A 21,814-nucleotide genomic window follows, 5' to 3' on the forward strand; every position below is an offset into this window, starting at 1 on the left:
TCTTATCAAATGAAAAAACTAACACTATGTATTGCCCTTATTTTTGGTGGTGCAAGTGCTCTTGTGGCACAAAGCAACAAGCCGAATATTATCTTGATTCTTGCCGATGACCTCGGATACTCCGATTTGGGTGCTTATGGATCGGAGATCGCAACCCCCAATCTGGATCGTCTGGCCAGCGAGGGAATACGGTTAAAACAATTTTATAATAACTCCATCTGTGCGCCAACACGCGCATCCCTGATTACAGGTCAGTACCAGCATAAAGCTGGCGTGGGGTATTTTTCCAATGATTTGGGCTTACCGGCTTACCAAGGTTATCTCAATGCTGAATCATTGACGATTGCCGAAGTTCTTCGTGCCAACGGCTACGTCACCGCGACATCAGGCAAATGGCATGTGTCTGGCAAAGGCAAGAGCCTACCTTGGGACCGTGGTTTTGATTTCGTTTTTCCAAGAGAAGAAAAGAATTCAGATTCAGGAGCCCCGACATTTAAAGAAGCAACAGATGCTGCAGGCTACCCCTTGGAAAGTTCTTTTTCTACGGAAGTGATCAATCGGAAGGCCGAAGGTTTTCTAGATCAGATCAAGGGTCAGGATAAACCGTTCTTCCTATATTTAGCGCATACGGCACCGCATTGGCCTTTAGTAGCTCTACCACAGGATATTGCCAAGTATAAGGGATACTATGATAAAGGTTGGGAGAGCATCCGTAGGGCACGGTTTAAGCGCCAAAAAGAACTGGGGATAGTTGACAATACGACCACACTTTCCATTGCTGACGAAGATATCTACGACTGGGAACGCTTATCCTTTGATCAAAGACAGCAGTGGGCCAGAAAAATGGAAGTTTTCGCTGCGATGGTCGACCGCCTGGATCAGACAATCGGTAAATTGTTGCAAAAACTCAAAGAAAATGGCCAGTTAGACAATACCTTAATTGTGTTCCTGTCGGATAATGGTGCACCTGCAGAGGACCTCGTCCGTTGGTTCCATGGCGCCCGATTGAACAGTGGGCCAGTGGGTACGGTAGGTTCATTTGAATCACAAAGTAAAAATTGGTCTTATGCATCAAATACGCCGTTCAGGGCATTTAAAGATTACACCTACGAGGGTGGGATCAATGCTCCATTTATCGCCTGGTTTCCGGGGAAAATCGCCAGTGGCATCAAAAAAGGAACTGGCCATATCATCGACCTGGCGCCAACCTTCTATGAACTTGCCGGAGCCATTTATCCCAAGGAATATCAAGGCCATCAGGCAAATAAGCTTCCCGGAAAAAGTTTACTTCCGGTGCTGTTCAATCAGCAGGATACCGTAACGCGTGAAGAAGGTCTTTTTTGGGAGCGGGCTGGAAACCGTGCTGCACGGATAGGGAAGTGGAAGTTGGTGTCCACCTGGCCATCCTACAAGTGGGAACTATATGATCTGGAACAAGATCCGAGCGAACGAAAAGATATTGCGGCACAACATCACGATGTAGTATCGCGCCTATCTACCGCTTATTTTCGTTGGGCCAAGGATAACGGGGTGGTGGAATTTGCTGAATTAGAAAGCAAGGAACCGAGTAGTATGAAGGAGTTTCGGGAAAGTAAGGTGCAGGAGATCGCTGCACCAGCATTTCGTTTTTAAGAAGCAAACCCTTTTTCAATGAAACAGACGTTTTAGGCTTCGGATTGATTGCGGTTGAACCGTTTCACTTTACATTATTTTATAAAAAAGGCACCAAGTTCCAATGGATCGGGTGCCTTTTCGCTAACTGGAGCAATATCCAAATTTATCTGCCTCATTTCTCAATATCGCCCATTGAATTTTATCTTGCTACTTGTTTTCTTCGACTTCAAATACCGTGTCGATTTTCCAATTGGACTTATCTTTGGATGCGGCCACAGCCAAACGGTCGCAACGTTCGTTCAAAGGATGGCCAGCATGGCCTTTTACCCAAACCAATTTGACTTTATGTAGTTTATAAACATTCATTAAACGCATCCACAGGTCTTTATTTTTTTTGCCGGCAAAGCCTTTTTGGATCCATCCGTATACCCATTTTTTGTCAATGGCATCAATGACATATTTGGAGTCGGAATATACCGTAACGGCCTGATTTAAGTTTTTTAATGCTTCTAGCCCTACGATGACGGCCATCAGTTCCATACGGTTATTTGTTGTTTTTCTATATCCTCCTGAAAATTCCTTTTCAATTAATTTTCCCTTGAACGCCTCATTGTCGCCTGTATAGATAGTCCTTAAGATAGTTCCATACCCTCCCGGACCTGGATTTCCACTAGATGCCCCGTCTGTATATAATTCGATCATACCCGCCAAACTTAGATAAATTTGCGTTGAAATACAATTATAATTGTGCGCTGCAATGCGATGTTCTGAGAATCTGCCTATCATATCAAGGAGTTATTCGGTTTAGCAAGAGCGTCTTCGCTGTAATTTATCGCTTACACAATGAAATTCTAATGATTTATATGTATTTTGCTGGCTTAAACTCGTTATGTAATCGATAATTTAACTCTATGAAGTTTCAAAAGGTTTCTCTTTTTGTTCTTTTAGCGTCGGCATGTTTCAACGTCAGCGCTCAGAACACTATTTCAGCTCAAAAAATGGATTGGTTTGAAGACGCCAAGCTAGGGATTTTTATTCATTGGGGGATCTACTCCGTTGACGGGATCTCCGAGTCCTGGTCATTCTTCAATAATTATATTAACCACGATAATTACATCAAACAGCTCGATGGTTTTACAGCCAAAAATTATAAGCCAAAGGAGTGGGCTAAACTGATCAAACAAGCAGGTGCAAAGTATACGGTGATTACAACGAAACATCATGATGGGATTTCCTTGTGGAATACTCAGGCGGATAAAGCGATTACCACCCTAAAAGATGCCGCTGCCAAACAGGACGTTATTACACCATTTGTTCAGGCTATTCAGCAGGAGGGACTGCATACAGGTCTCTATTATTCCCTGCCGGATTGGAGCCATCCTTATTACGATGTATTTACACGTGCAAGAAAACGTTACGAACTTGTCAAAGACCCAAATCGTTGGAACCGCTATGTCGAATATTATCAAAAACAACTCAGCGAATTATCCCAGCAATATAAACCTGAATTGATCTGGTTTGATGGCGACTGGGAGCATAGCGCCGAAGAGTGGAAGTCCAAGGAAACATTGTCGCTTCTACGTAAATACAACCCGAACATCATTATTAATTCGCGCTTGAACCACCATGGCGATTACGAGACTCCTGAACAGGGGATTCCTGTAAGCCGGCCAGATGCTAAATTCTGGGAACTTTGCTATACCATGAACGACTCTTGGGGGTATCAGCCTTTTGACAAGAAATACAAGTCACCCAATATGATTATCCGTACTTTGGTAGACTGTATTTCCATGGGTGGAAACCTCCTCCTGGATATCGGCCCAAAAGCTGACGGTAGCATCCCCGAAGAGCAGATGAATATTTTGAAGCAGTTGGGAAGATGGACGAATAAACACGCTTCGGCAATATATGGTACAAGAGCAGGCATTCCATTCGAAAATTACAACGGGAAGTCCGCTTTGTCAAAAGATGGAAAAACCCTCTATCTCTACCTATATGAACAAAAACCACAATTGCAGTTAAAGGGGTTGCTGAATGATGCTATTCAGACGGTTTCTGTTGTTGGAGATGCTGCGTCTAAGGTAACTGCAGTATCGTTGGATGAAAAAGTCCAATTGGACCTGACAAAAGTTAACTTTGATCAGGACGTCACGGTATTGGCCTTGACATTCAAAGACAAGGTACAGTGGCACACACCTCGTGAAGAAGCTATTAGTTTACAAGCTGTACTTGACAACAAGCAAACCAATACCGCATTAAATCAAATCGCATCAGTGCTCCATAGTGGAAAAAATATCTTCGATCATTCCGGTTTAACTATAGATGGTATGGAGTCAAAGTTGCCTGTGGGAAATTTGACAAATCCAGCCGTTTTAGATTGGGTTAAGAAGCATGCAGAAGCACTTTATGATACCGGAAAGGGACTACCTGAAGGACATTATGAAGGTTTAAGTGCGCTTTCAAAGGATCGTCAGACCCTTTACCTTTTTGTCGAAGGGACGCCAACAGGCCCTATTGCGCTCAAAGGAATAAAAAACGGTATTGCTCGGATTCGACTGGTGGGTGAAGGATCCATGATCAATCATGAGATTTTCAATAAACTTTACTGGAGCAGTATTCCGGGGATTGTTTATATTCAGGCACCTAAGGAACGCTTGGATAAAAATATGACTGTTATAGCGGTGTTATTGGATTCGCCTTTGGCATTGCATCGCGAGAAAGTTGGCGCCATTGAAAATAATTTATAACATCACCGTTATGGCGGGAATTATTTTTATACTAAATTAGGCGGATGAGTCTATTGCATACTTTTCTTGCATCTCTGTCTGTGGTCGCACTAAGCGTGTCCTGTGCTGCCGGAGATGGAAATAAAATGGAACGACAACGTGCGGATTCGCTAGCCAATAAAGTGGTTGAGGGAAAAATAAATCTGGAATGGCTGGCCAATTCAGATGAATTTATGTATTTCAATGAGAAATACTTTCACGAGGCGGCTGATTTGAAAATGATACCGAAGTTTGACAAGGTACAGATTCAAATTGTAACCTATCGTATTTATAAGCATGTCAAGCTGTCGGATAACCGTTATCATTTTGCTGTAAAACAGGCAAAAGATCTGCATATACCCAATAAGGCCTTTGTTTATTACCAGCGTTCTTTCGATGAGATGAACCGAAAGGCCGCCGCTAGCAAAGATTCCATTCGGCTGGAGCTTCCTGATAACTACGCTATTAAATTGATAAACGAGTAGTGAACTCGTCTCTTGTTAAAAAAGTTATCCTTTTGAGCTCAATAGATTCATCAGATTTATTTATTTTTAAGGGACTAAGCAAGCACATGGAAAAGAAAAATATCGTTGTATTAACAGGAGCTGGGATTTCTGCCGAAAGTGGCATACCTACTTTTAGGGATGCAAATGGACTTTGGGAGGGACATGATGTGATGGCTGTAGCCTCTATTGAAGGCTGGAAAAAAAATCCGGCGCTTGTTCAGGAATTTTACAACCTTAGACGGAAGGCTGCGCTGGCTGCAAGGCCAAATGCGGCGCATCTCGCGTTACGTCAGTTGGAATCGGCCTATCAGGTCACGATCGTCACACAAAATGTCGATTTGTTGCACGAGCAGGCCGGCTCTACAAAGATTATACATTTACATGGTCGGTTGGATCAATCCAAGTCATCCATTGACGATCGTTTGATTTACCAGGTAGAAGGCGAAGAAATAAAAATGGGAGATCTTTGTGAAAAAGGAAGTCAACTGCGACCGAATATCGTGTGGTTTGGTGAAGCTGTTCCGGAGATTGAACGCGCAATGTCCTATGTTTCAAGAGCAGATATCCTCATTATTATCGGAACTTCCTTACAGGTTTATCCAGCCGCCGGGCTGCGGCAATTTGCGCCTCATTATTGCCGATCTTTTTTGATCGACAAGCAAATCCCGAACAGTACAACATTAGGTCGGATAAAGTGTTTTGAAGAAGCAGCCACCGTAGCGGTTCCGATCTTGGTCAAACAGTTGCTTCAGGAGGCTTCAGTTAAAGATTAATGTAGCAGCGGATTATAAACTTCAAATAAACCTCATCCTGAAAAATGGAATTAAAACAAAAAAAATGAAAAGAATAATAGGACTGATTTGTAGTTCAGTATTGGCTATCTCTTGCCACAATAACGCAGAGATCAAGGTAAATAATAGTACAAATAATGCCCCGATACAATTGGATAGTGCCCAAGCAAAACATTTGCTTACATTGCCATTGCATTGTATTGAAATAGAATATCCGAACAAATTGGGACAAGTACTCGGAAGTGACCAGGATTTGAAGGGACCGCGTACATTACATCCGATTTTTTACGGTTGCTTTGACTGGCATTCCTCAGTCCATGGTTATTGGTCAATCGTACGAATTTTAAAGCAATTTCCTGATTTGGATAAGTCCGGCGTAATCCGGAAACAGCTGGACAGGAATATCACTGCAGAAAATGCGGCAACTGAATTAGCTTTCTTTCAGGATAAGAATAATAAAAACTTTGAGCGCACCTATGGTTGGGCCTGGTTATTACAATTGCAGAAAGAACTACTAACCTGGAAAGATCCAGATGCGGAACGCTGGGCAAAAATTCTCGATCCGATGGTAAAACATATCATGAAAGCCTATCAGGAATATTTGCCAAAATTGGTTTATCCAATTCGAACTGGCTATCATGATAATTCTGCTTTTGGCCTATCGCTGGCATTGGATTTTGCGCGAGGAACAAATCAGGTTGCTTTCGAAAAATCATTAATGACAAATGCTGTAAGGCTGTATAGCCATGACAAAAATTGTAATATCTCCTTTGAGCCTAGCGGAAGCGACTTCCTTTCACCCTGTCTTGAAGAGGCACTTTGCATGAGTGCGGTTTTAAGACAGGATGAATATCGAAAATGGCTGAAGGATTTTCTGCCTGATCTTTTCAATCCGGATTTTAACTTGGAACCTGGCATTGTGAAAGACCGTACAGACGGGCACTTGGTTCATCTGGATGGATTAAATTTTAGCCGGGCGACTTGTCTAAATGGTATTGCAAAGGCACTTCCTGAGCTAAATCATCTGCATGGTTTAGCCAATAAACATCTAAAATATTCACTGCCCAATATTACTTCCAAAGACGACTATATGGGTTCACATTGGTTGGGTACTTTTGCGCTCTATGCACTTTCCAAAAATTAATGCCCACAGTCAAGTGAAAGCCGTGAACCGAGGTCTGGAGCAACAATAACAAAATAGAGTCCCTGTATATTCAAACACAGGGACTCTATTTTACATATTTGTCTCACCCCATTCATCCATAAGGATTAAAATATTTTCCAATGAGCGTCCCAATGCTGTTAGTTCATATTCCACCTTCGGGGGGACTTGTTGATAGACAATACGGTTGACCAGTTTGTCCTGTTCAAGTTCCTTCAGTTTAGCAATAAGCATACGCTCTGAAATGCCGACGAGCCTTTTTCGCAATTCACCATAACGTAGTTTGTCCTCATGCAAGAGATAAGAAAGAATATTTATTTTCCATCTTCCTCCAATCGCAGATAAAGTGAAGGCAATGCCACAATGATCCTTCCAGTAGCTTTCGTTGATCGTGTTGGTGGAGTTTTCTTTTCTGTTATTCATACTTACTTTTCTGTTCGTATCATACAATTTCGTGCGTACTGTTATTCATGCAATTTAATAAAGAAATTTGTAGCTCACCTCATAAAGTATAAAATGGAAACTATAAAATTTGTCGTTCATTGGTTGAGTTATGCCTATTACCTCTATGTATTTGGATATGCCTCATTATTCAAAGTTTTTCAGAAGCAGTCCATGATGCAAAGCATGGACTCTTTAGGTTTTAATAAGACCTGGACACTAGGTATCGGCGTAGGCGAGTTGCTAGGGGTTTTACTCCTTCTGATTGGTTTGTACAAACCAGAATTCAAAACCGTAGGGATTTTACTTTTGTTTCCATTTGCAATAGGCGCTTTTACGGCACATATGGCTCATGGAGAATACCAACATTTTTACAATTCATTGGTGATGTGTATTCTTAGCGTTGTTTTACTGGCAACGGACAAAAATTTTAAAATTATTATTTAGCGTTTTGATCGCACAGATCAGGAATGTTTTATTTTATTGAAATATTCCTGGTCTGTGCTATTTTTTTAATTCTTTTTATAGAAGGAATAACTTTTATGAAAACAATCATTTATGCCGCACCGCGGATAACGCGCAACAATACCACTATAATTGCGATAACCAACAATGTGTGAATGATATTTCCTGTCGCATACCCTCCCAAAAAACTAATTGCCCAAATGATGACTAAAATAACGGCGATAATGTATAATAAATTTCCCATAATTTTGATGTATTTTTTTATTAATAACAGTAGCTGTTTAATGATTGTTTTGGAATAAAAAACAAACTATGTTCCGTTGGCTATTGTTAGCCTGTTAAAGATCACCATTGTGAGAAAGTTTAATCATTAAAAAAACTAATACCATGGCAAAAGCTTATTTACAAGTAACCTTAAAAATTAATAATAGCGATAAAGGTGCCGTATCAGGCATATTTGACAAATTTAGGGACTCGTTTATTGATCAGATAAAAGGCGCAACTTCGATAGAATTGCTAATTGGGGATGGTTATATCCAGTTATTACATGTTTTTGATACGGTTGAAGACGCACACGCATTTTTATCAACGGAGTTGTATAATAATAACATTCTTTTTGCCCTGAAATCCCTAATGGTCGATACACCTCAGGTCAGTATATATGCTGTCTTATAGTAACGGTTTTAAGGAAACAACGAAATAGGATCTGTATTTCAGGGAGCGCAAATCTAAAGGATATGAACAAAATACAATTTTTCAAGGCACAACTTAAACAGATTAGAAACTCGCTCCTGATTCAGCGTGAACGTTTAGCAGTAGCAGAGAGCGTTACTGCTGGCCTGCTACAGTTTGCCTGTGCACAAATGGAAAGTGCGATGGATGTCTATGGGGGAGGAATGACAGCATACACCCTAGACGAAAAAATCCGTCTATTGGATGTTGATGCAGAGGAAGCCCAAAAGTGTGACTGTGTGTCACCGCTTATCGCTGAACAAATGGCGGTAAGGATAGCGACTTTATTTCATACGGAATGGGGAATCGCGACGACGGGTTATGCGACTATCGTGCCCGAATCAAAAGGGAAATTATACGCATTTTTTTCAATCGCTTACCATGAACGGATTGTTCATACTGAAAAAGTGGAACTAGAAGCAAATACCAAAGCTGAGGAGGCGCAAAGGATTTATGTCATTAGGGCACTTCGGGCATTTTACTTGGCTCTAAAGAATCAGAGTAGATCGGAAATTATCAGCGTATAAATAGAAACGTCTCTCTAATTGGAGAGACGCTATTCCTTATGCTTCCTGTTTTAAATCAAAAGAACGGTAATTCTTGTAATGTACTAAGGATCGTATCGGCGTTGATAAGTTGGATAGTACCTCGAGATATACCTTTGCAACCATTTTCCAGGTTGTCTGTTCGCCGTAACTACGCGCTTTGAAACGATGCCAAGCAAGCAGTCTTCGAGATTTATAAAGCAATTGGATATTCTCGCTCATTGTTTGAATATCGTTGAAGGGAGTGAGAATTCCCCGCTCGTCTGTCAAGAGATCTGTTGCATGCCAATATGGGGTCGAAATGACAGCAGCACCCGCACCGACAGCAAATGATAATGTCCCGCTACTGATTTGTTGTTCATGTTGATAGGGGGATAAATAAATATCACAAGCTGTTAAGTATTCTTTCAGTTGCTCATCGCTTAAAAATTCATCTACAAAAACTACTTTATCTTGTAATTTCAACTGAGCCACTAGGCTTTGTAATTCAAAACGATAGGATTCACCTTCGTGAGCTAGAACATTCGGATGTGTTTTGCCCACGATCAGGTATTTGAAATTTGCTAAATCCAATCCTTCCAGGGAGCGGATTGCATATTCAAGTCCTTTGCTTCGACCAATTAAGCCGAAAGTCATCATCACAAAATTATCTTGAAAACCTAATCTGTATTTTGCTAACCCTTGGTTGTAATCAAATTGTGGCACGCCGTGGGGAATCACTTTAATTTTTTTATCGTCAACCATAGGGAACAGTTCCATTAACAATTCACTTCCTTTTGGTGATAAGGACACCACAGCCTGCGATTTTATGAGGAGCGATTCCATAATCTCCTTTTGACGCAATGAGGGAGATTGCAATATGGTATGAAAGATGGTTAGCAAGGGGATATTTAAACTATTGGCAAGCTGATTAATAAATAGGCCGTCAGCACCACCAAATATACCATACTCATGTTGAATGATACAATAGTTATATTCTTCATTGATAATATGAGCGGCTTGAATATAGCTATCCAATCTTTCCTTATCAATAACAAAGCGAACAGACGGATCGAATTCTTCAACGCCGGATCTGGATACGGCGATCACATCTATGATGGTATTCCCGTCCGCACTCATGCCTCGTTTAAGATCTTTTGTGAAAGTTGCCAATCCACATTCCTGGGGCGGATAGGTACTTATAATAACGATTCTTCTCATACACTTAGGCTTTTTTGCTGTCTTCTTTCTCGTTATCAACAGGAATATCCAAAATAGCCATCAATAATAGATAATATCCCTTTTCTAATCCCATTTTTTTTGCTTTTTGATCTATATTTTCCATGTTAAGTATTATGATTAAGGTGTTATAGTTTTTTTTCCTTTCGTAAATCAAAAGCTGTACCCAAAAGACCGTATTTATGACATATCCGTAGTTTTCAAATGTGTAATCCGTATAGTATGGTGTATTTGCCGCAAAAAAACTTTTTGACCAGGTATTTTTCCCCTAGTAAAGAAATTTATTCCATCGCCTAAAAAAGTATTTGCCACAGCTATTTATTTTTGCCTTCATTCTAAACAATATGCGCCGGCTTATGGTTTATCTACGGAATTATAAAAAGGGCCTTATGAAGAGTCCTAAAAATGTATTTTATTAAATATGATGGAAAAGAATAACTCTAAATAAAATCAATGATCATTTGCCAACGAGCGTACATTCTTAGCCTGGATAACCACGAGTTTGGGTATCATCCATTAATGTACAATTCAAAAATGACAATGGATATTGAACATAAGAATTCTGGGGCTTTTGGTATTTCGATTGTTATTATCTGTTCTGTTACCGTAGTATTGGCGTACATCCTGCTCTCTCATTATTGGCCTTCTTCAGGTTTTTTTGTGAAATTTTTGGTAAAATAGTAGATTTAGTGCAGGTTTTGTCTCAGCTTACTAGCTTTTCATATTCATTCTTTCTTCTTGAAGGTCAAGCAGACGTAAGTGTTTTCGGATAATTTCCTCATCAAGCAAAAGCTCTTCACGATTTTTATTGATCAGCCATACCCGTTGAGTTTCCAGAATGTCAATATAGATTTTTCGATATTCAGCGTAATTAATGATGATTTCCGAACTCATCAATTGATTTTCATATTTCTGCAATTGGTCCTTCAATGTAGGGAAGCTATCTACTTTGTCTGCATAGTCCTGACGGATTTTATCCACTGCTACCTGAGCGAGCTTGTTTTGAATTTCGTAATCTATTTCCTTTTCCGTTCTCACAAAATCCCGGTCTACAAGCGGGAATTTTTTCAATAAAAAGGGAAGGGTAAGTCCTTGAACAAGTAATGTTAAAAGAATGGTGACAAATGTGATAAAGAGGATCAGATTTCTTTGTGGAAAAGGTGTGCCGTCAGCCAAAGTCAAAGGTATTGAAAGTGCGGCGGCCAAAGAAACCACACCCCGCATTCCGGTCCAGCCAATGATCAGGGGAGTTTTCCATCCGGGAGACTGCGCATCCGCCACAGTGATGAAATTTCTCATAATTAATGTGGTAATTACCGCCGCATAACCAGCGAGAATTCGTACAATAATTAGTACAGCGGTAACTGCCAGACCATAACCGATTGCTGTATAAATATCAGTGTCGCCCAATCCATTAACAATTTCGGGTAGATCCAAACCGATAAGCATGAAAACAATTCCGTTAAGCAGAAAACAAAAGCTTTCCCAAACCGTTACAGTACGAATTCTGGAGGCGCTACTCAAAAAGTCGTGACTTCGATAAGATAGAAACAAGCCACCGCTTACTACCGCCAAGACCCCAGAAGCGTGAAATTCTTCCGTAACCAAATACATGGAGAAGGGCGCAATGAAAGTCAATAATATATCTGTATTTGGATCGGTAGGCAAAATCTTGTGCATTTTAAGAAAAATATAGGCCATTGTGATTCCTATACCTACGCCGCCTACACACATCCACACAAAGTTTCCTGCCGCTTCATACCATACAAATTGTCCCGTTGCGGCTGCAATCATCGCAAAACGGAAAATTATTAACGAAGAAGCATCATTCAGCAAACTTTCTCCTTCAAGAATGGAAGCCAATCTTTTCGGCACTTTTACAAATTTCAAAATTGCACCTGCACTTACTGCATCGGGAGGAGAAACAATTCCACCCAATAAAAAGCCCAAGGCCAAAGAAAATCCGGGGATAAAATAGTTTGCGAAAATCGCTACCGATAATGCTGTAAAAAACACGACAACAAAAGCGAAGCTGAAAATAATTCTGCGCCATCGCCAAAGCTCCTTCCAGGAGGTTGACCAGGCCGCTTCATACAGTAGAGGTGGCAGAAAAATAATAAATATTAATTCAGGTTCTATTTTTATGGGTGGTACTCCCGGAATAAAACTTATTAAAAGCCCAGCCACCACAAGCAAAACAGGATAGGCGACCCGAATTTTTTTTGCCAGCATAATAAGCATGGTGATCAATAGAACCAAAAAAAGATAGAATGCGAAATTTTCTAACATGTATAAGTTTTAGATACATAAATATATATTAAATTTTTAAAAACATGTAGGGGCTTTCTAAAATTTAGGCCGACCCTAAATGTTGTTCAACCCGTTTCAATAGCAATGGTCAATTGACCTTGATGCCGGAGTAACAGCCTATCAACAGGCAAAACAGGCGAGCTGCACACATGGATTGCTTGCAAGCGAAAATCTATATGATAGTTTAGCTCAAGCTTATTAGAAAGCCGGCCAGAAAGACAAGGAGAAGCAGCGTTAAAAAAAGATGCTCGAAATTAATTCTAGGAACGACAAAGCAATTAAGACTTTTTTTTTCCTAATTTGCGACATGTCAATGCAAGCAAATACGTATCAATTATTTTCCGACGGGATTCTGTCCATCTGGAAAAATCAAGGAATATCCTATATTAAGGTTGAGGAACTATCTACAATAGAGGGGATCACTTTTTTTGAGCTGATACCCGATGCTGAACTTTTGGATGGCGGTGAGGTAGATACGCTTTATGCCATAGGTTCTGAGGATGTGGATGATATGCTATTATTTAGTAAAAATGTTAGGTTTGTCGTTCACAAGATCTACTTAGAAGAAGATTAGGTCGAATATTTGTGTAAAATAAGAAACGGCATTCTGAAAATTGAAAATTAGTAATAATGGCAAAGCTTTGCTTATAATGCGCTTATTCAAATGACAAAAACGAGATTCAGTGCTGGAATATTACTGTATAAATTTCAGGGAATAGAAATTTCCTTTTTTCTGGTTCATCCCGGCGGTCCCTTCTTTGCAAAAAAAGACGAAGGATGGTGGACCGTGCCCAAGGGGGAGGTGGAAGACAATGAAAGTGACCTGGAGGCAGCTAAGAGAGAGTTCCAGGAGGAAACTGGGTATTTGCCCCACGGGAATTTTATACGATTAAATCCTGTTAAGCAAAAAGGTGGAAAAATTGTACAGTGCTGGGCTGTTGAGGGCGACATCGACACAAACGGTCTTGTCAGTAATAATTTTGAGCTGGAATGGCCACCAAAATCGGGTAGGATACAGACATATCCGGAAATAGACAGTGGCGCCTGGTTTACAATGGAAGAGGCCAAGAGGAAAATCAATGTGCAGCAAATTTCTTTCCTTGAACAAATAGCGGCTATTTTTTGTTGAAATAAGGGTTGAATACCCGAATCAGAAATCGGTATCGAATATGTTTGGGGAAAGGAAAGAGAGATACTACAGATGGTTGGTCCGCGGAACTTAAAAATAATATCTATACCGAAGATTGGAATTTATCATTTTTGCGAGATAAGATCTTTTGGGTAGGGAAGGAAATTGAACCGAGCTAAAATAATATGTTAAATAATAAAAGGTCGCGCATTTATACGTTATGAAAAAAACTATCTTTCAATTTTGGCTGGTCAATATTCTGATAAGCATTACCCTATCTGTTCTGTATAGAATTGTTATCAATGACCTGAACTCCGCTGATAATACCCTTTTTGAAAGGTTTATGAGTATATTGGATCTATTGATAAATCTGGGGCTATCAACGGTGTACCTTGTTGTGATCGTTTTTAGTTCCCTATCATTTTTTCTCAATCAAATTGAAAAAATCAGGTATAATTATCTTTTGTCGTTTTTGACATTTTCAGGGATACCCTTCTTCTGCGTTCTTGTTCTGGGAGCTGAGGTTTTGATCAACTATTATCGATATGATATCGTACTTCCGCCGCTAAAGCTGCTGCTGCTCTTTTCAATAGTTTATTTAACATGCACAGTTGTCGAATTTTTGTTATTCAGGAAAAAAAGTAGAAAAGACATATAGCTGATTTTTTTAGCAAACCAACAAATCGCTATTGATATCACATTATCAATAGCGATTGTTTACTGCCGGGAGCATATCGGCGCTTAGGTCAGCACTTCATCGATTATGCCGAATTCTTTTGCCTCAGCCGCAACCATCCAATGATCTCTATCACTGACATCATGGACCTTCTGATAAGCTTGTCCGCTATGTTTGACGATAATGTCATAAAGTTCTTTTTTTATTTTCAAAACTTGATTGGCTGTAATTTCAATGTCCGAGGCTTGCCCTTGGACACCGCCTAAAGGCTGATGTAACATGACCCGTGCGTGTGCCAGGGCACTCCGCTTGCCCGCAGCACCACCGCATAATAAGATTGCGCCAAAGGAGAGTGCCATACCCGTACAGATTGTTGCGACGTCAGGACTGATTAATTGCATGGTATCATAAATGCCCAGCCCCGCATAAACTTCGCCTCCTGGAGAATTGATATACATGTGTATATCTTTTTTGGGATCGACAGATTGTAGAAATAATAATTGAGCCTGTACAATGTTGGCGATATTGGATTCGACAGGTGCCCCCATAAATATAATACGATCCATCATCAATCTGGAAAATACATCCATTTGCGATACCCTTAATTCGCGTTCCTCAGTAATGTAGGGCGTCATCGCTAAAGGGACATTATTGCGTTCAACGCTGCTTAAATAATTATCTACCCGATCTTTTGGGACATAGCAGTGCCCGACCGCAAATTTGCGGAACTCATTTTTATCAATATTCATGATTTTTTTGATTTATATTTTTTTGAATAGCCGCCTTATTTTTTGGCTAAAACGGATATGTTGTGGCTGTGTAAACAGTATTTGCTGTATTGCTTCAATTTCTTGTTTCAATTGTTTGCGACCAAACTGTTTTACGATTTCGTAAGCTTTTTGCTGTGCGATTACTTTATCAGCCAATTCATTGTCTAGCAACAAATGTGCATCAAATAACAGTGCTTCGCCAGGATTCGCTGTCCCCAAGAGATGGGTTTCTATCTGTTTGGTCTCATTCCATGAAGTCATCATATGCTAGCGATTTTTCTCTGATGGTCTCTCTTATTTTCTCCAGGCATTTATACTTCTGAACGGTGGCACTCCGTGTTCCTGAATAGCCAAATTCATCTGCGATTTCCTGGAGCGATAGTCGGTCATAATAAAAGCTTTTTAATAAATTCATACATTTGCGCCCTGCAGTTTCCAAAAAGCGCAACAGCCGCCCGCTGGACGGAGACTCTTCATCGGTTAAAGGGATCTCCAGATGGTCCAATGGCAGATGTTGGCTTGTTTGGTAATAACGTTTTAACCACAAATTCCTCGCCGTACCGATAAGGTAACCAATATCATTTTTCAATGCCGTAGGACTTAAGATAACTTTTTCATAATAAATGATCAAGGCATCCTGAAATACATCCTTCGCTTCGTCAAAGTCGCCCCCCATACGGCTTACATATTTGGCCACCGTAGGAAACGCACTTTTATAGAGATCCATAAAAAGTGCCTGTCGCCTCATTGCTTGATTTGAATTACTAACACCTTGCATATATTTATCTTTTATAACAATGTACCAATTATGGTCAAAGTATCACCTTTTATTTTCAAAAATAATTCAAATAATAACAGCTTCCCCTTAGAGGAAGCTTTGGAGGCTTTAGTCTTAGCAATGTTCTTCTTGACTAGCTGTTTCTAAGGTCAAGTACCACTTGGATCTTACAGCGTTGATTCTCCAGGTATAATTTCGCAGCTCCCAGGGTTTTCGCTTCCTCAATAATCGCGCGCCCCAGTATAGTACCTACCTTGTGCTTTCGGGGAAACTGCCATTTTTGCCAATTCGTAATCAAATGCAGGGTGATCCATTTTGATGAGCAAACAAACGCCCAACGGCTCATTATTATTAAGAGCAACCAGAATTTTTCCTCCTTTTGCTAAATTATATGCTTCAGGGTTGTCAATCGTTTTGTTTTACGACGGTATCCAGCTTTGTCAGGTAGTAGATAAACCGTTTCTTTTTTTGATTGCCTTGGCCCTGCATGGCATAGGCTTTTACGATAAAGGAATTATCATCTAACCACCTGATATCGTCGACGGCCCAATCCTTGGTTTGAAAGCTCATGAGCTCTGAAAGACGTCCCTTTTTTCGGTTCCCTCCATCATGTATTTTAAGAAGCCCTATAAAACAGCTATTGCGTTCATAGTCATAATTGTAGTAGTAAGTCAAAAAACGGCCGCTAGGAGAGGGAATAGGGAGCTCAACTGCGGCATCACCGACGGAAATAATGGTATTTTGTACCGCACTATTGCTGTCTATCAATACCAAGTCGCTGAAATCTAAATGTTCCGAAACACTATGGCTGATCAGGGTGTAACATTTTAGGATGGGAAAATAGCCTTCGTACTCCCAGCCACGGAATCCATCCGGCTGATTCGGAGAATCGTTGTATTTTTGCAGCTTGATCTTTCCTTTCCCTGTAGGAATAATAATGTTGTTCCTATTGATAGTGGGAATAGAGCGGGTAAGCTGATTTACTGCACTTGACTTTTTATAATCTTTTTCCTTAGCTGTTTTAAAATGAATCGTAGGAAGATTATCATAGTTGTCAGCATAGCCAACAGCAAATTCCTTATCTGCTTGACCCAAAGCGGTTCTTATTAAAAGGAGAAAAATGATCGTTATTGCTACGCTTATTTTGGACATAGGTCGCATTAATTTAGGGTACGCTATGAATTGATCTTTTATAACCATTGAATTTACAAAATTGTCGTGGGAAATGAAGCATCACGGCTATATCTACTTTCGAAGAAATGAATAGTATGCTTGAATGTTCGAGAAACATGCTTTGGTAGAATAGGCTGGACTTTGTTTAATAAATTGTCTATTTTTACTATAGTAAATGGATATGATGATTTTACCCAAGAAAAGCCTTGTAGCTTTTATCGCGCTGTTAAGTTGGATTGCGATTATTGCGCAGTTTTTGATTAGTATGCGTGATACTACGGTTTCGATCGGTGATCTGGTCGTACGATTTTTTAGCTACTTTACCATTTTGACGAATTTAATGGTCGCAATTTGCTGCAGCAGTGCCGTACTTTTCCCCCAGAATGTCATCGGACGATTTTTTGCCAAACCAGCAGTAGTTACAGCGATAACATTATATATTCTGATTGTCGGACTCATCTATAATACAGTTTTGCGCTACTTGTGGCAACCGGTAGGGATAACCAGGGTTGTTGACGAAATGCTTCATTCCATTATTCCTATCTTGGTTTTAATTCATTGGTGGCGCTCGCTTGATAAAGCTGTCCTACAATGGCAATCTGTTTTTAGCTGGTTACTTTATCCATTCTTTTACCTGCTATATACTTTGTGGCATGGCTCATTTTCTGGATTTTACCCCTATCCCTTTGTTGATGTTTCCGTGTTGGGAATGAACCATGTACTGACAAATAGCTTGGTCGTAGCTTTGGTTTTTGTGTTTATCGGATTACTTTTAATTTTAATAAATAGACGACTTGTTAAAAACCGGTAACAAGGTTATCTCCGCGGGAAAAGATCAAGCAAAATATGTTGATGAGAATTGATTTCGACGCTTCGGAAATTGTTGATATAAACCGATAGTTATGTTTTTACAATCGTGTCACCATAGTGAAAAAAAAGAAGTATCGAACTTTTTTGATAAGCTAAAATAGCAGGAGTAAAAAAACCTGTTATGCTGGAACAACTTTTGCTTTATTATTTTAATAACTGAACATATATTTTTATAAACCTATACACATGACTAGACTGGTAAATATAGCTATGAAGCGGACTACGGCAATCAACCAAGAGTGTGCTACTGCCATGTCTATCGTTGTTTTGTTTATGGTACTGATTTTATATGCATTTACGGCCAGTGCATCACGGAAGACGATCGATCACAGGAGTATACAAAAAAATACGCAATCCCATGTATTGGCGAGTGTTTATGTGAAGATGGTACTTCTTGATTCCATCGTGACAGAACGGGGCTATCAGGACATATACGGCAAAAATATGCTACACGTAAAAGTCACCAATCCTTGTAATGCAGATTCGTCCAGATTTGATGGTCTACTTAGCCATATCGAGGTCCAACTGAAAAACAATAAAGGCAAGACTTCGGTAACCTATAAGCATCCCCATCCCCAAATGTCACTCATCCAATTTATACAGGAAGAAATACATATTAAAGATCTTGGTGGACGTAAGGCGGCGATCGTTCCTTTCTACTACTGTGGGGGATATGAAAGTTATGACATGAAGGTGTCGTATATCGTTCTTTATGAAAACAAAAGCTATATCTTCCACTTGGATTACTACTGTGGAGAGGGCGTGGAATGTAAACCCGTGCGAACACTACAGGCCACACTGAAAAACCTTCCAAAGGATATTCGTACCTATCTGATCAGGTATTTAACCAAGAAGCATAGGTCCAGAGATAGTTTTCATCAAGAGTAAAGTTTATAAGGCCATTTCGGTAGTTTATGGATTCGTTGTTTTCACTTATTGTAATATAGAATACTATTTTAGGGTATATGCATAAAATTAATATCGTTTGTTTTGCTGTTTTGCTTTTCCTTTTCTCTAGTTACAGTAAAGCTCAGACAAAAAGGAAGCTAATAGATACTGTGGTACATGCCGCGGTTAAAGAAGCAATTTTCTTTAATACAAATAAAGCGGATCGTATAACATTACCGTTTGGTTACTCAGCGATTTCAAAAGAACTAAGCATCGACTCCATTCTGTCGATGGTAGAAAATGGTAATATGATAAAGGAAATCAATGCATTAAGATTTGATCAGCCAGTCAAAAAAGACCTTGTGTTGCTTCCGGAAGAATACGATGTTGTTCTGCCATTTAGCAAACATGTCAATGAAAAGTATGACAATATTAAAATTTCTTCCCGTTTTCTGTATTATGGAACATATTCAATGTATTTTATGGCTGTTTATAATACCGTCCGCTACACCGACCCATTTATTGAAAAGATGTATTTAATTTCAACGAAGGAAGGCCAACTTATTGATATAAAGAGAATCTTTCTGCATCATGAAGGAGAAATGGGAAATACAAACTATACATTATTTAATATAGACAAGAATTATATTATTTCTCTTCGGGATTATGAATTTAGCGAAGATCCGTTTCGTATAAAACCATTGCATAAATACAGGATTCTACCCTCAGGAAAATTTTCTAGATACTATGATCATGATGGTTTCTATAAAAATGACGAAGAACAGGGCATGGTGAAAAATCATAGTAGAGAAGGGAGGTGGATAGAATTTAAATTAAACAGCTGTATCGATTTAAAAAATTATCCAACATTTACGGATCCATATACCTATTTGGAAGCAACCTATAAAAATGGTTTGCCGGTTGGAAAATGGAAATTTTATAAATTATTGCAGAAATATAATGAAGAGACCGGATTGCCCATATTAAACACTCGCCAAAAAGGACAATTGATTTATACTGAAGTGTACCGGGAAGGGCTGTTGGAAAAACGGGAATTTCAGGATTAATCAAAAACTGAATATATTATCTGCAATTATTGCGCAGGTGTAATGACAGCAATTATAACTCCTAAGTTTCCATCGCTTTGGATCCAGTTTTATTCAGGCAGATAAGCTCTGGATACGTATCCGTCTAGGTATAGGGCATTTACGCACCCTGATTGCTTGAAAAACTGTGCAAGACTATAAAAATTGATCTTTTTTTTCTTTTTCCCACTTAATTCACCAAACGTCATTTTGCTTCAATTTTTCAAGATTCGACAAGAGTCGTGTACAGCAGCTTATCATTATCAGGATTGGACAGTATTGTTTATGGATTGCTAGTAGCCAACTTCCTACTAACTGAATAGCATATTCGATATTAAATGAGTTATAAAAGTAATTTAACAGAGATATAGTAGTGAGTTAGCACGGATTTACCCCTGTTATACCCCTGTTAACCCCCTGTTAACTCCCGGTAATTACCTTATTATTATAAAACATGGTATGAACCAATTGTTATTTTGTGCCGAATAAATAGATGCTGGTTAGTTCAGTTTTCTTATCAGAATTGATATGTAAATGATGATGGTTATGATGATCTGTTGCTGCTCGATCTTCAGAACAGTATGTGGGATAAATTGTTATTCTGTTAAATAAGCAATCCGTTTTATAGTTGTTATGTAAAGTAATTGGCTATTTTGCGTATTTAATAAACCAAAATTATGGTGAAACTGTTTTCAAATCAGATGGCCAAATTGGTCTAAGCTTTGATTGATAAAATGAGATATAAATTATATAGGGAACAGCAACTGAAGTGCGATATCCAAACTGCATGGAATTTTTTTTCTTCCCCGATGAACCTTTCTGAAATAACGCCAAAAGAGATGGGCTTTGTTGTGGTTTCCGACCTTGGTCGGGATGAAATTGTTGAAGGTCTGATCATTGATTATTTTGTATCACCGATCCTCGGAATTCGGTTGAAATGGAAGACAAAAATAACACAGGTCGAAAAAAATAAAAGTTTTACGGATTTTCAAGTTCATGGTCCTTATAAATACTGGAACCATTTCCATGAATTTATTCCAAATGGAAATGGAGTATTAATGAAAGATACGGTCGATTATGAGCTGCCTATGGGAATTTTAGGGACAGTTGCCCATGGGATTTTTGTTAAAAGAAAGTTAGGGCGAATTTTTGACTATCGTTATCGGGTTTTGGAAGAATTATTTAATCAAACGAAAAGCAAACCATAGCGTTTTATTACATCTTGCTATTTTCATGAGGCCTCACTAAAATAGGTTCGGCTGAAAAGTACCTTAATGGCGAGACCATTCGGCAACCATCAATAATTTCGTATATTAGGAATATATTAATCTCAAATTATCCAGAGTATACGCTATGGCTGTACCAACAAATAAATCAGAACTGCAATTGGCAATCAAAACGAATTATGATAAATTAGTGAAGGAGTTAATTACAATCCCTCACCAACAGACTATGGTAGTTGAACTGGAAGGGCATAGCAAGGGTACATGGATGAGCATTAATAATCTGTTGGCCTATTTGATTGGGTGGGGGGAACTTGTCCTAAAATGGAATCGTGACAAAGATAGTAACGAAGTGGTGTACTTCCCCGAAAGAGGCTATAAATGGAATGAACTCGGCAAGCTAGCTCAAAAATTTTATCAGGATTATAAAGAATTCGATTTTAAGATGCTTCTACAAGAACTTGATAAAACCGTATCTGCTATTTTAGATTTGGTTGCTCAGAAATCAAATGATGAGCTTTATGAAACCGCTTGGTACGAAAAATGGACACTCGGTAGAATGATACAGTTCAATACCTCCTCTCCTTATTCAAATGCGAGAAACAGGATAAAAAAATGGAAAAAAGGAGTTCATGTTTTATCGATTAATCACTGTTGAGATTTTTTCCGCTAA

At 39.3% G+C, this 21,814-nt stretch carries 26 protein-coding genes and 1 pseudogene; 16 read left to right on the top strand and 11 right to left on the bottom strand.

Translation table 11 applies throughout. The annotated features are described in order from the left end of the window. Window positions 1–9: 9 nt before the first annotated feature. The gene (locus tag DCO56_RS10910) at window positions 10–1,632 is read left to right on the top strand and encodes an arylsulfatase (protein ID WP_108633817.1); all 1,623 of its coding nucleotides are present in this window, start codon (window positions 10–12) and stop codon (window positions 1,630–1,632) included. 189 nt (window positions 1,633–1,821) lie between these two features. On the opposite strand, the gene rnhA is transcribed toward DCO56_RS10910, so the two are convergent. Continuing rightward, complete coding sequence (rnhA, locus tag DCO56_RS10915) at window positions 1,822–2,316, bottom strand: ribonuclease HI (RefSeq protein WP_108633818.1); 495 nt, start codon at window positions 2,314–2,316, stop codon at window positions 1,822–1,824. Window positions 2,317–2,525: 209 nt separating this feature from the next. Here rnhA and DCO56_RS10920 point away from each other — a divergent pair, with 209 nt between their 5' ends. The 4 genes from DCO56_RS10920 (at window position 2,526) to DCO56_RS10935 (ending at window position 6,820) form a co-directional block, all read left to right on the top strand. Continuing rightward, on the top strand, window positions 2,526–4,361 hold the full coding sequence (locus tag DCO56_RS10920; protein ID WP_108633819.1) for an alpha-L-fucosidase: 1,836 nt from the start codon (window positions 2,526–2,528) through the stop codon (window positions 4,359–4,361). A 44-nt stretch (window positions 4,362–4,405) separates the two neighbouring features. Continuing rightward, the gene (locus tag DCO56_RS10925; RefSeq protein WP_108633820.1) at window positions 4,406–4,864 is read left to right on the top strand and encodes a hypothetical protein; all 459 of its coding nucleotides are present in this window, start codon (window positions 4,406–4,408) and stop codon (window positions 4,862–4,864) included. A gap of 86 nt (window positions 4,865–4,950) precedes the next feature. Beyond that, window positions 4,951–5,658 carry an SIR2 family NAD-dependent protein deacylase gene (locus tag DCO56_RS10930; RefSeq protein ID WP_108633821.1) on the top strand — a complete coding sequence of 236 codons (708 nt, stop codon included), beginning with the start codon at window positions 4,951–4,953 and terminating at the stop codon, window positions 5,656–5,658. A gap of 64 nt (window positions 5,659–5,722) precedes the next feature. Continuing rightward, window positions 5,723–6,820 carry a DUF2891 domain-containing protein gene (locus DCO56_RS10935; RefSeq protein WP_108633822.1) on the top strand — a complete coding sequence of 366 codons (1,098 nt, stop codon included), beginning with the start codon at window positions 5,723–5,725 and terminating at the stop codon, window positions 6,818–6,820. Between the two features lie 90 nt (window positions 6,821–6,910). On the opposite strand, the gene DCO56_RS10940 is transcribed toward DCO56_RS10935, so the two are convergent. Next, the gene (locus DCO56_RS10940; RefSeq protein WP_108633823.1) at window positions 6,911–7,261 is read right to left on the bottom strand and encodes a winged helix-turn-helix transcriptional regulator; all 351 of its coding nucleotides are present in this window, start codon (window positions 7,259–7,261) and stop codon (window positions 6,911–6,913) included. Window positions 7,262–7,354: 93 nt separating this feature from the next. On the opposite strand from DCO56_RS10940, the gene DCO56_RS10945 reads away from it, so the two are divergent. Continuing rightward, window positions 7,355–7,726 (top strand): DoxX family protein, encoded by a 372-nt coding sequence (locus DCO56_RS10945; protein WP_108633824.1) that lies wholly within the window; start codon window positions 7,355–7,357, stop codon window positions 7,724–7,726. Window positions 7,727–7,835: 109 nt separating this feature from the next. On the opposite strand, the gene DCO56_RS10950 is transcribed toward DCO56_RS10945, so the two are convergent. After that, window positions 7,836–7,988: a lmo0937 family membrane protein gene (locus DCO56_RS10950; protein ID WP_108633825.1), complete on the bottom strand. Its 153-nt coding sequence runs from the start codon at window positions 7,986–7,988 to the stop codon at window positions 7,836–7,838. A gap of 143 nt (window positions 7,989–8,131) precedes the next feature. Here DCO56_RS10950 and DCO56_RS10955 point away from each other — a divergent pair, with 143 nt between their 5' ends. Next, window positions 8,132–8,419, top strand: coding sequence for a hypothetical protein (locus tag DCO56_RS10955; RefSeq protein WP_108633826.1), 288 nt, complete (start codon window positions 8,132–8,134; stop codon window positions 8,417–8,419). A 62-nt stretch (window positions 8,420–8,481) separates the two neighbouring features. Then, complete coding sequence (locus DCO56_RS10960; protein ID WP_108633827.1) at window positions 8,482–9,003, top strand: CinA family protein; 522 nt, start codon at window positions 8,482–8,484, stop codon at window positions 9,001–9,003. A gap of 36 nt (window positions 9,004–9,039) precedes the next feature. On the opposite strand, the gene DCO56_RS10965 is transcribed toward DCO56_RS10960, so the two are convergent. After that, window positions 9,040–10,221 (bottom strand): glycosyltransferase, encoded by a 1,182-nt coding sequence (locus tag DCO56_RS10965; protein ID WP_108633828.1) that lies wholly within the window; start codon window positions 10,219–10,221, stop codon window positions 9,040–9,042. A gap of 478 nt (window positions 10,222–10,699) precedes the next feature. On the opposite strand from DCO56_RS10965, the pseudogene DCO56_RS30075 reads away from it, so the two are divergent. Further along, window positions 10,700–10,759: pseudogene (locus tag DCO56_RS30075) on the top strand (DUF202 domain-containing protein); the annotation flags it as partial. A 191-nt stretch (window positions 10,760–10,950) separates the two neighbouring features. Here DCO56_RS30075 and DCO56_RS10975 read toward each other — a convergent pair. Beyond that, window positions 10,951–12,528 (bottom strand): Na+/H+ antiporter, encoded by a 1,578-nt coding sequence (locus tag DCO56_RS10975; protein ID WP_108633829.1) that lies wholly within the window; start codon window positions 12,526–12,528, stop codon window positions 10,951–10,953. A 334-nt stretch (window positions 12,529–12,862) separates the two neighbouring features. On the opposite strand from DCO56_RS10975, the gene DCO56_RS10980 reads away from it, so the two are divergent. Then, entirely contained in the window at window positions 12,863–13,123 is a 261-nt protein-coding gene (locus tag DCO56_RS10980) for a hypothetical protein (protein WP_245935823.1), read from the top strand. Between the two features lie 90 nt (window positions 13,124–13,213). Further along, window positions 13,214–13,678, top strand: coding sequence for an NUDIX hydrolase (locus DCO56_RS10985; RefSeq protein WP_108633831.1), 465 nt, complete (start codon window positions 13,214–13,216; stop codon window positions 13,676–13,678). A gap of 741 nt (window positions 13,679–14,419) precedes the next feature. Here the strand turns inward: DCO56_RS10985 and DCO56_RS10995 are convergent. The 5 genes from DCO56_RS10995 to DCO56_RS11015 form a co-directional block, all read right to left on the bottom strand. Further along, entirely contained in the window at window positions 14,420–15,103 is a 684-nt protein-coding gene (locus DCO56_RS10995) for a ClpP family protease (RefSeq protein WP_108633833.1), read from the bottom strand. A 12-nt stretch (window positions 15,104–15,115) separates the two neighbouring features. Then, complete coding sequence (locus tag DCO56_RS11000) at window positions 15,116–15,388, bottom strand: hypothetical protein (protein WP_146191024.1); 273 nt, start codon at window positions 15,386–15,388, stop codon at window positions 15,116–15,118. Next, window positions 15,369–15,902 (bottom strand): RNA polymerase sigma factor, encoded by a 534-nt coding sequence (locus tag DCO56_RS11005; RefSeq protein ID WP_108633835.1) that lies wholly within the window; start codon window positions 15,900–15,902, stop codon window positions 15,369–15,371. Before DCO56_RS11005 ends, DCO56_RS11000 begins: the two co-directional genes overlap by 20 nt. A 221-nt stretch (window positions 15,903–16,123) precedes the next feature. Then, on the bottom strand, window positions 16,124–16,240 hold the full coding sequence (locus tag DCO56_RS29975) for a hypothetical protein (RefSeq protein ID WP_342749295.1): 117 nt from the start codon (window positions 16,238–16,240) through the stop codon (window positions 16,124–16,126). Between the two features lie 67 nt (window positions 16,241–16,307). Continuing rightward, a complete protein-coding gene (locus DCO56_RS11015) occupies window positions 16,308–17,054 on the bottom strand; it encodes a hypothetical protein (RefSeq protein ID WP_108633837.1) in 747 nt (248 codons plus the stop codon). Window positions 17,055–17,256: 202 nt separating this feature from the next. Here DCO56_RS11015 and DCO56_RS11020 point away from each other — a divergent pair, with 202 nt between their 5' ends. From DCO56_RS11020 to DCO56_RS11030, 3 genes are all read left to right on the top strand, one after another. Then, window positions 17,257–17,886: a Pr6Pr family membrane protein gene (locus DCO56_RS11020; protein WP_146191025.1), complete on the top strand. Its 630-nt coding sequence runs from the start codon at window positions 17,257–17,259 to the stop codon at window positions 17,884–17,886. Window positions 17,887–18,131: 245 nt separating this feature from the next. Next, window positions 18,132–18,833 carry a hypothetical protein gene (locus DCO56_RS11025; RefSeq protein ID WP_146191026.1) on the top strand — a complete coding sequence of 234 codons (702 nt, stop codon included), beginning with the start codon at window positions 18,132–18,134 and terminating at the stop codon, window positions 18,831–18,833. A gap of 77 nt (window positions 18,834–18,910) precedes the next feature. Further along, window positions 18,911–19,900 (top strand): hypothetical protein, encoded by a 990-nt coding sequence (locus DCO56_RS11030; RefSeq protein WP_108633840.1) that lies wholly within the window; start codon window positions 18,911–18,913, stop codon window positions 19,898–19,900. An 89-nt stretch (window positions 19,901–19,989) separates the two neighbouring features. Here DCO56_RS11030 and DCO56_RS30080 read toward each other — a convergent pair whose 3' ends face one another. After that, window positions 19,990–20,127 (bottom strand): phosphodiester glycosidase family protein, encoded by a 138-nt coding sequence (locus DCO56_RS30080; RefSeq protein WP_108633841.1) that lies wholly within the window; start codon window positions 20,125–20,127, stop codon window positions 19,990–19,992. 525 nt (window positions 20,128–20,652) lie between these two features. Between DCO56_RS30080 and DCO56_RS11040 the strand changes: the two genes are divergently transcribed. Together DCO56_RS11040 and DCO56_RS11045 are read left to right on the top strand one after the other, a co-directional pair. After that, the gene (locus DCO56_RS11040; RefSeq protein WP_108633842.1) at window positions 20,653–21,126 is read left to right on the top strand and encodes an SRPBCC family protein; all 474 of its coding nucleotides are present in this window, start codon (window positions 20,653–20,655) and stop codon (window positions 21,124–21,126) included. Window positions 21,127–21,271: 145 nt separating this feature from the next. Then, window positions 21,272–21,799 carry a ClbS/DfsB family four-helix bundle protein gene (locus tag DCO56_RS11045; RefSeq protein WP_108633843.1) on the top strand — a complete coding sequence of 176 codons (528 nt, stop codon included), beginning with the start codon at window positions 21,272–21,274 and terminating at the stop codon, window positions 21,797–21,799. The last annotated feature ends 15 nt before the right edge of the window (window positions 21,800–21,814 follow it).

The sequence above is a fragment of the Sphingobacterium athyrii genome (assembly GCF_003071065.1).
In the GTDB taxonomy this organism is placed as follows: Bacteria; Bacteroidota; Bacteroidia; order Sphingobacteriales; family Sphingobacteriaceae; genus Sphingobacterium; species Sphingobacterium athyrii.

Coding starts and splice junctions, on each gene's coding strand:
- DCO56_RS10910 (WP_108633817.1), top strand. CDS start 10: ATGAAAAAACTAACACTATGTATTGCCCTTATTTTTGGTGGTGCAAGT.
- rnhA (WP_108633818.1), bottom strand. CDS start 2,316: ATGATCGAATTATATACAGACGGGGCATCTAGTGGAAATCCAGGTCCG.
- DCO56_RS10920 (WP_108633819.1), top strand. CDS start 2,526: ATGAAGTTTCAAAAGGTTTCTCTTTTTGTTCTTTTAGCGTCGGCATGT.
- DCO56_RS10925 (WP_108633820.1), top strand. CDS start 4,406: ATGAGTCTATTGCATACTTTTCTTGCATCTCTGTCTGTGGTCGCACTA.
- DCO56_RS10930 (WP_108633821.1), top strand. CDS start 4,951: ATGGAAAAGAAAAATATCGTTGTATTAACAGGAGCTGGGATTTCTGCC.
- DCO56_RS10935 (WP_108633822.1), top strand. CDS start 5,723: ATGAAAAGAATAATAGGACTGATTTGTAGTTCAGTATTGGCTATCTCT.
- DCO56_RS10940 (WP_108633823.1), bottom strand. CDS start 7,261: ATGAATAACAGAAAAGAAAACTCCACCAACACGATCAACGAAAGCTAC.
- DCO56_RS10945 (WP_108633824.1), top strand. CDS start 7,355: ATGGAAACTATAAAATTTGTCGTTCATTGGTTGAGTTATGCCTATTAC.
- DCO56_RS10950 (WP_108633825.1), bottom strand. CDS start 7,988: ATGGGAAATTTATTATACATTATCGCCGTTATTTTAGTCATCATTTGG.
- DCO56_RS10955 (WP_108633826.1), top strand. CDS start 8,132: ATGGCAAAAGCTTATTTACAAGTAACCTTAAAAATTAATAATAGCGAT.
- DCO56_RS10960 (WP_108633827.1), top strand. CDS start 8,482: ATGAACAAAATACAATTTTTCAAGGCACAACTTAAACAGATTAGAAAC.
- DCO56_RS10965 (WP_108633828.1), bottom strand. CDS start 10,221: ATGAGAAGAATCGTTATTATAAGTACCTATCCGCCCCAGGAATGTGGA.
- DCO56_RS10975 (WP_108633829.1), bottom strand. CDS start 12,528: ATGTTAGAAAATTTCGCATTCTATCTTTTTTTGGTTCTATTGATCACC.
- DCO56_RS10980 (WP_245935823.1), top strand. CDS start 12,863: ATGCAAGCAAATACGTATCAATTATTTTCCGACGGGATTCTGTCCATC.
- DCO56_RS10985 (WP_108633831.1), top strand. CDS start 13,214: ATGACAAAAACGAGATTCAGTGCTGGAATATTACTGTATAAATTTCAG.
- DCO56_RS10995 (WP_108633833.1), bottom strand. CDS start 15,103: ATGAATATTGATAAAAATGAGTTCCGCAAATTTGCGGTCGGGCACTGC.
- DCO56_RS11000 (WP_146191024.1), bottom strand. CDS start 15,388: ATGATGACTTCATGGAATGAGACCAAACAGATAGAAACCCATCTCTTG.
- DCO56_RS11005 (WP_108633835.1), bottom strand. CDS start 15,902: ATGCAAGGTGTTAGTAATTCAAATCAAGCAATGAGGCGACAGGCACTT.
- DCO56_RS11015 (WP_108633837.1), bottom strand. CDS start 17,054: ATGTCCAAAATAAGCGTAGCAATAACGATCATTTTTCTCCTTTTAATA.
- DCO56_RS11020 (WP_146191025.1), top strand. CDS start 17,257: ATGATGATTTTACCCAAGAAAAGCCTTGTAGCTTTTATCGCGCTGTTA.
- DCO56_RS11025 (WP_146191026.1), top strand. CDS start 18,132: ATGACTAGACTGGTAAATATAGCTATGAAGCGGACTACGGCAATCAAC.
- DCO56_RS11030 (WP_108633840.1), top strand. CDS start 18,911: ATGCATAAAATTAATATCGTTTGTTTTGCTGTTTTGCTTTTCCTTTTC.
- DCO56_RS30080 (WP_108633841.1), bottom strand. CDS start 20,127: ATGACGTTTGGTGAATTAAGTGGGAAAAAGAAAAAAAAGATCAATTTT.
- DCO56_RS11040 (WP_108633842.1), top strand. CDS start 20,653: ATGAGATATAAATTATATAGGGAACAGCAACTGAAGTGCGATATCCAA.
- DCO56_RS11045 (WP_108633843.1), top strand. CDS start 21,272: ATGGCTGTACCAACAAATAAATCAGAACTGCAATTGGCAATCAAAACG.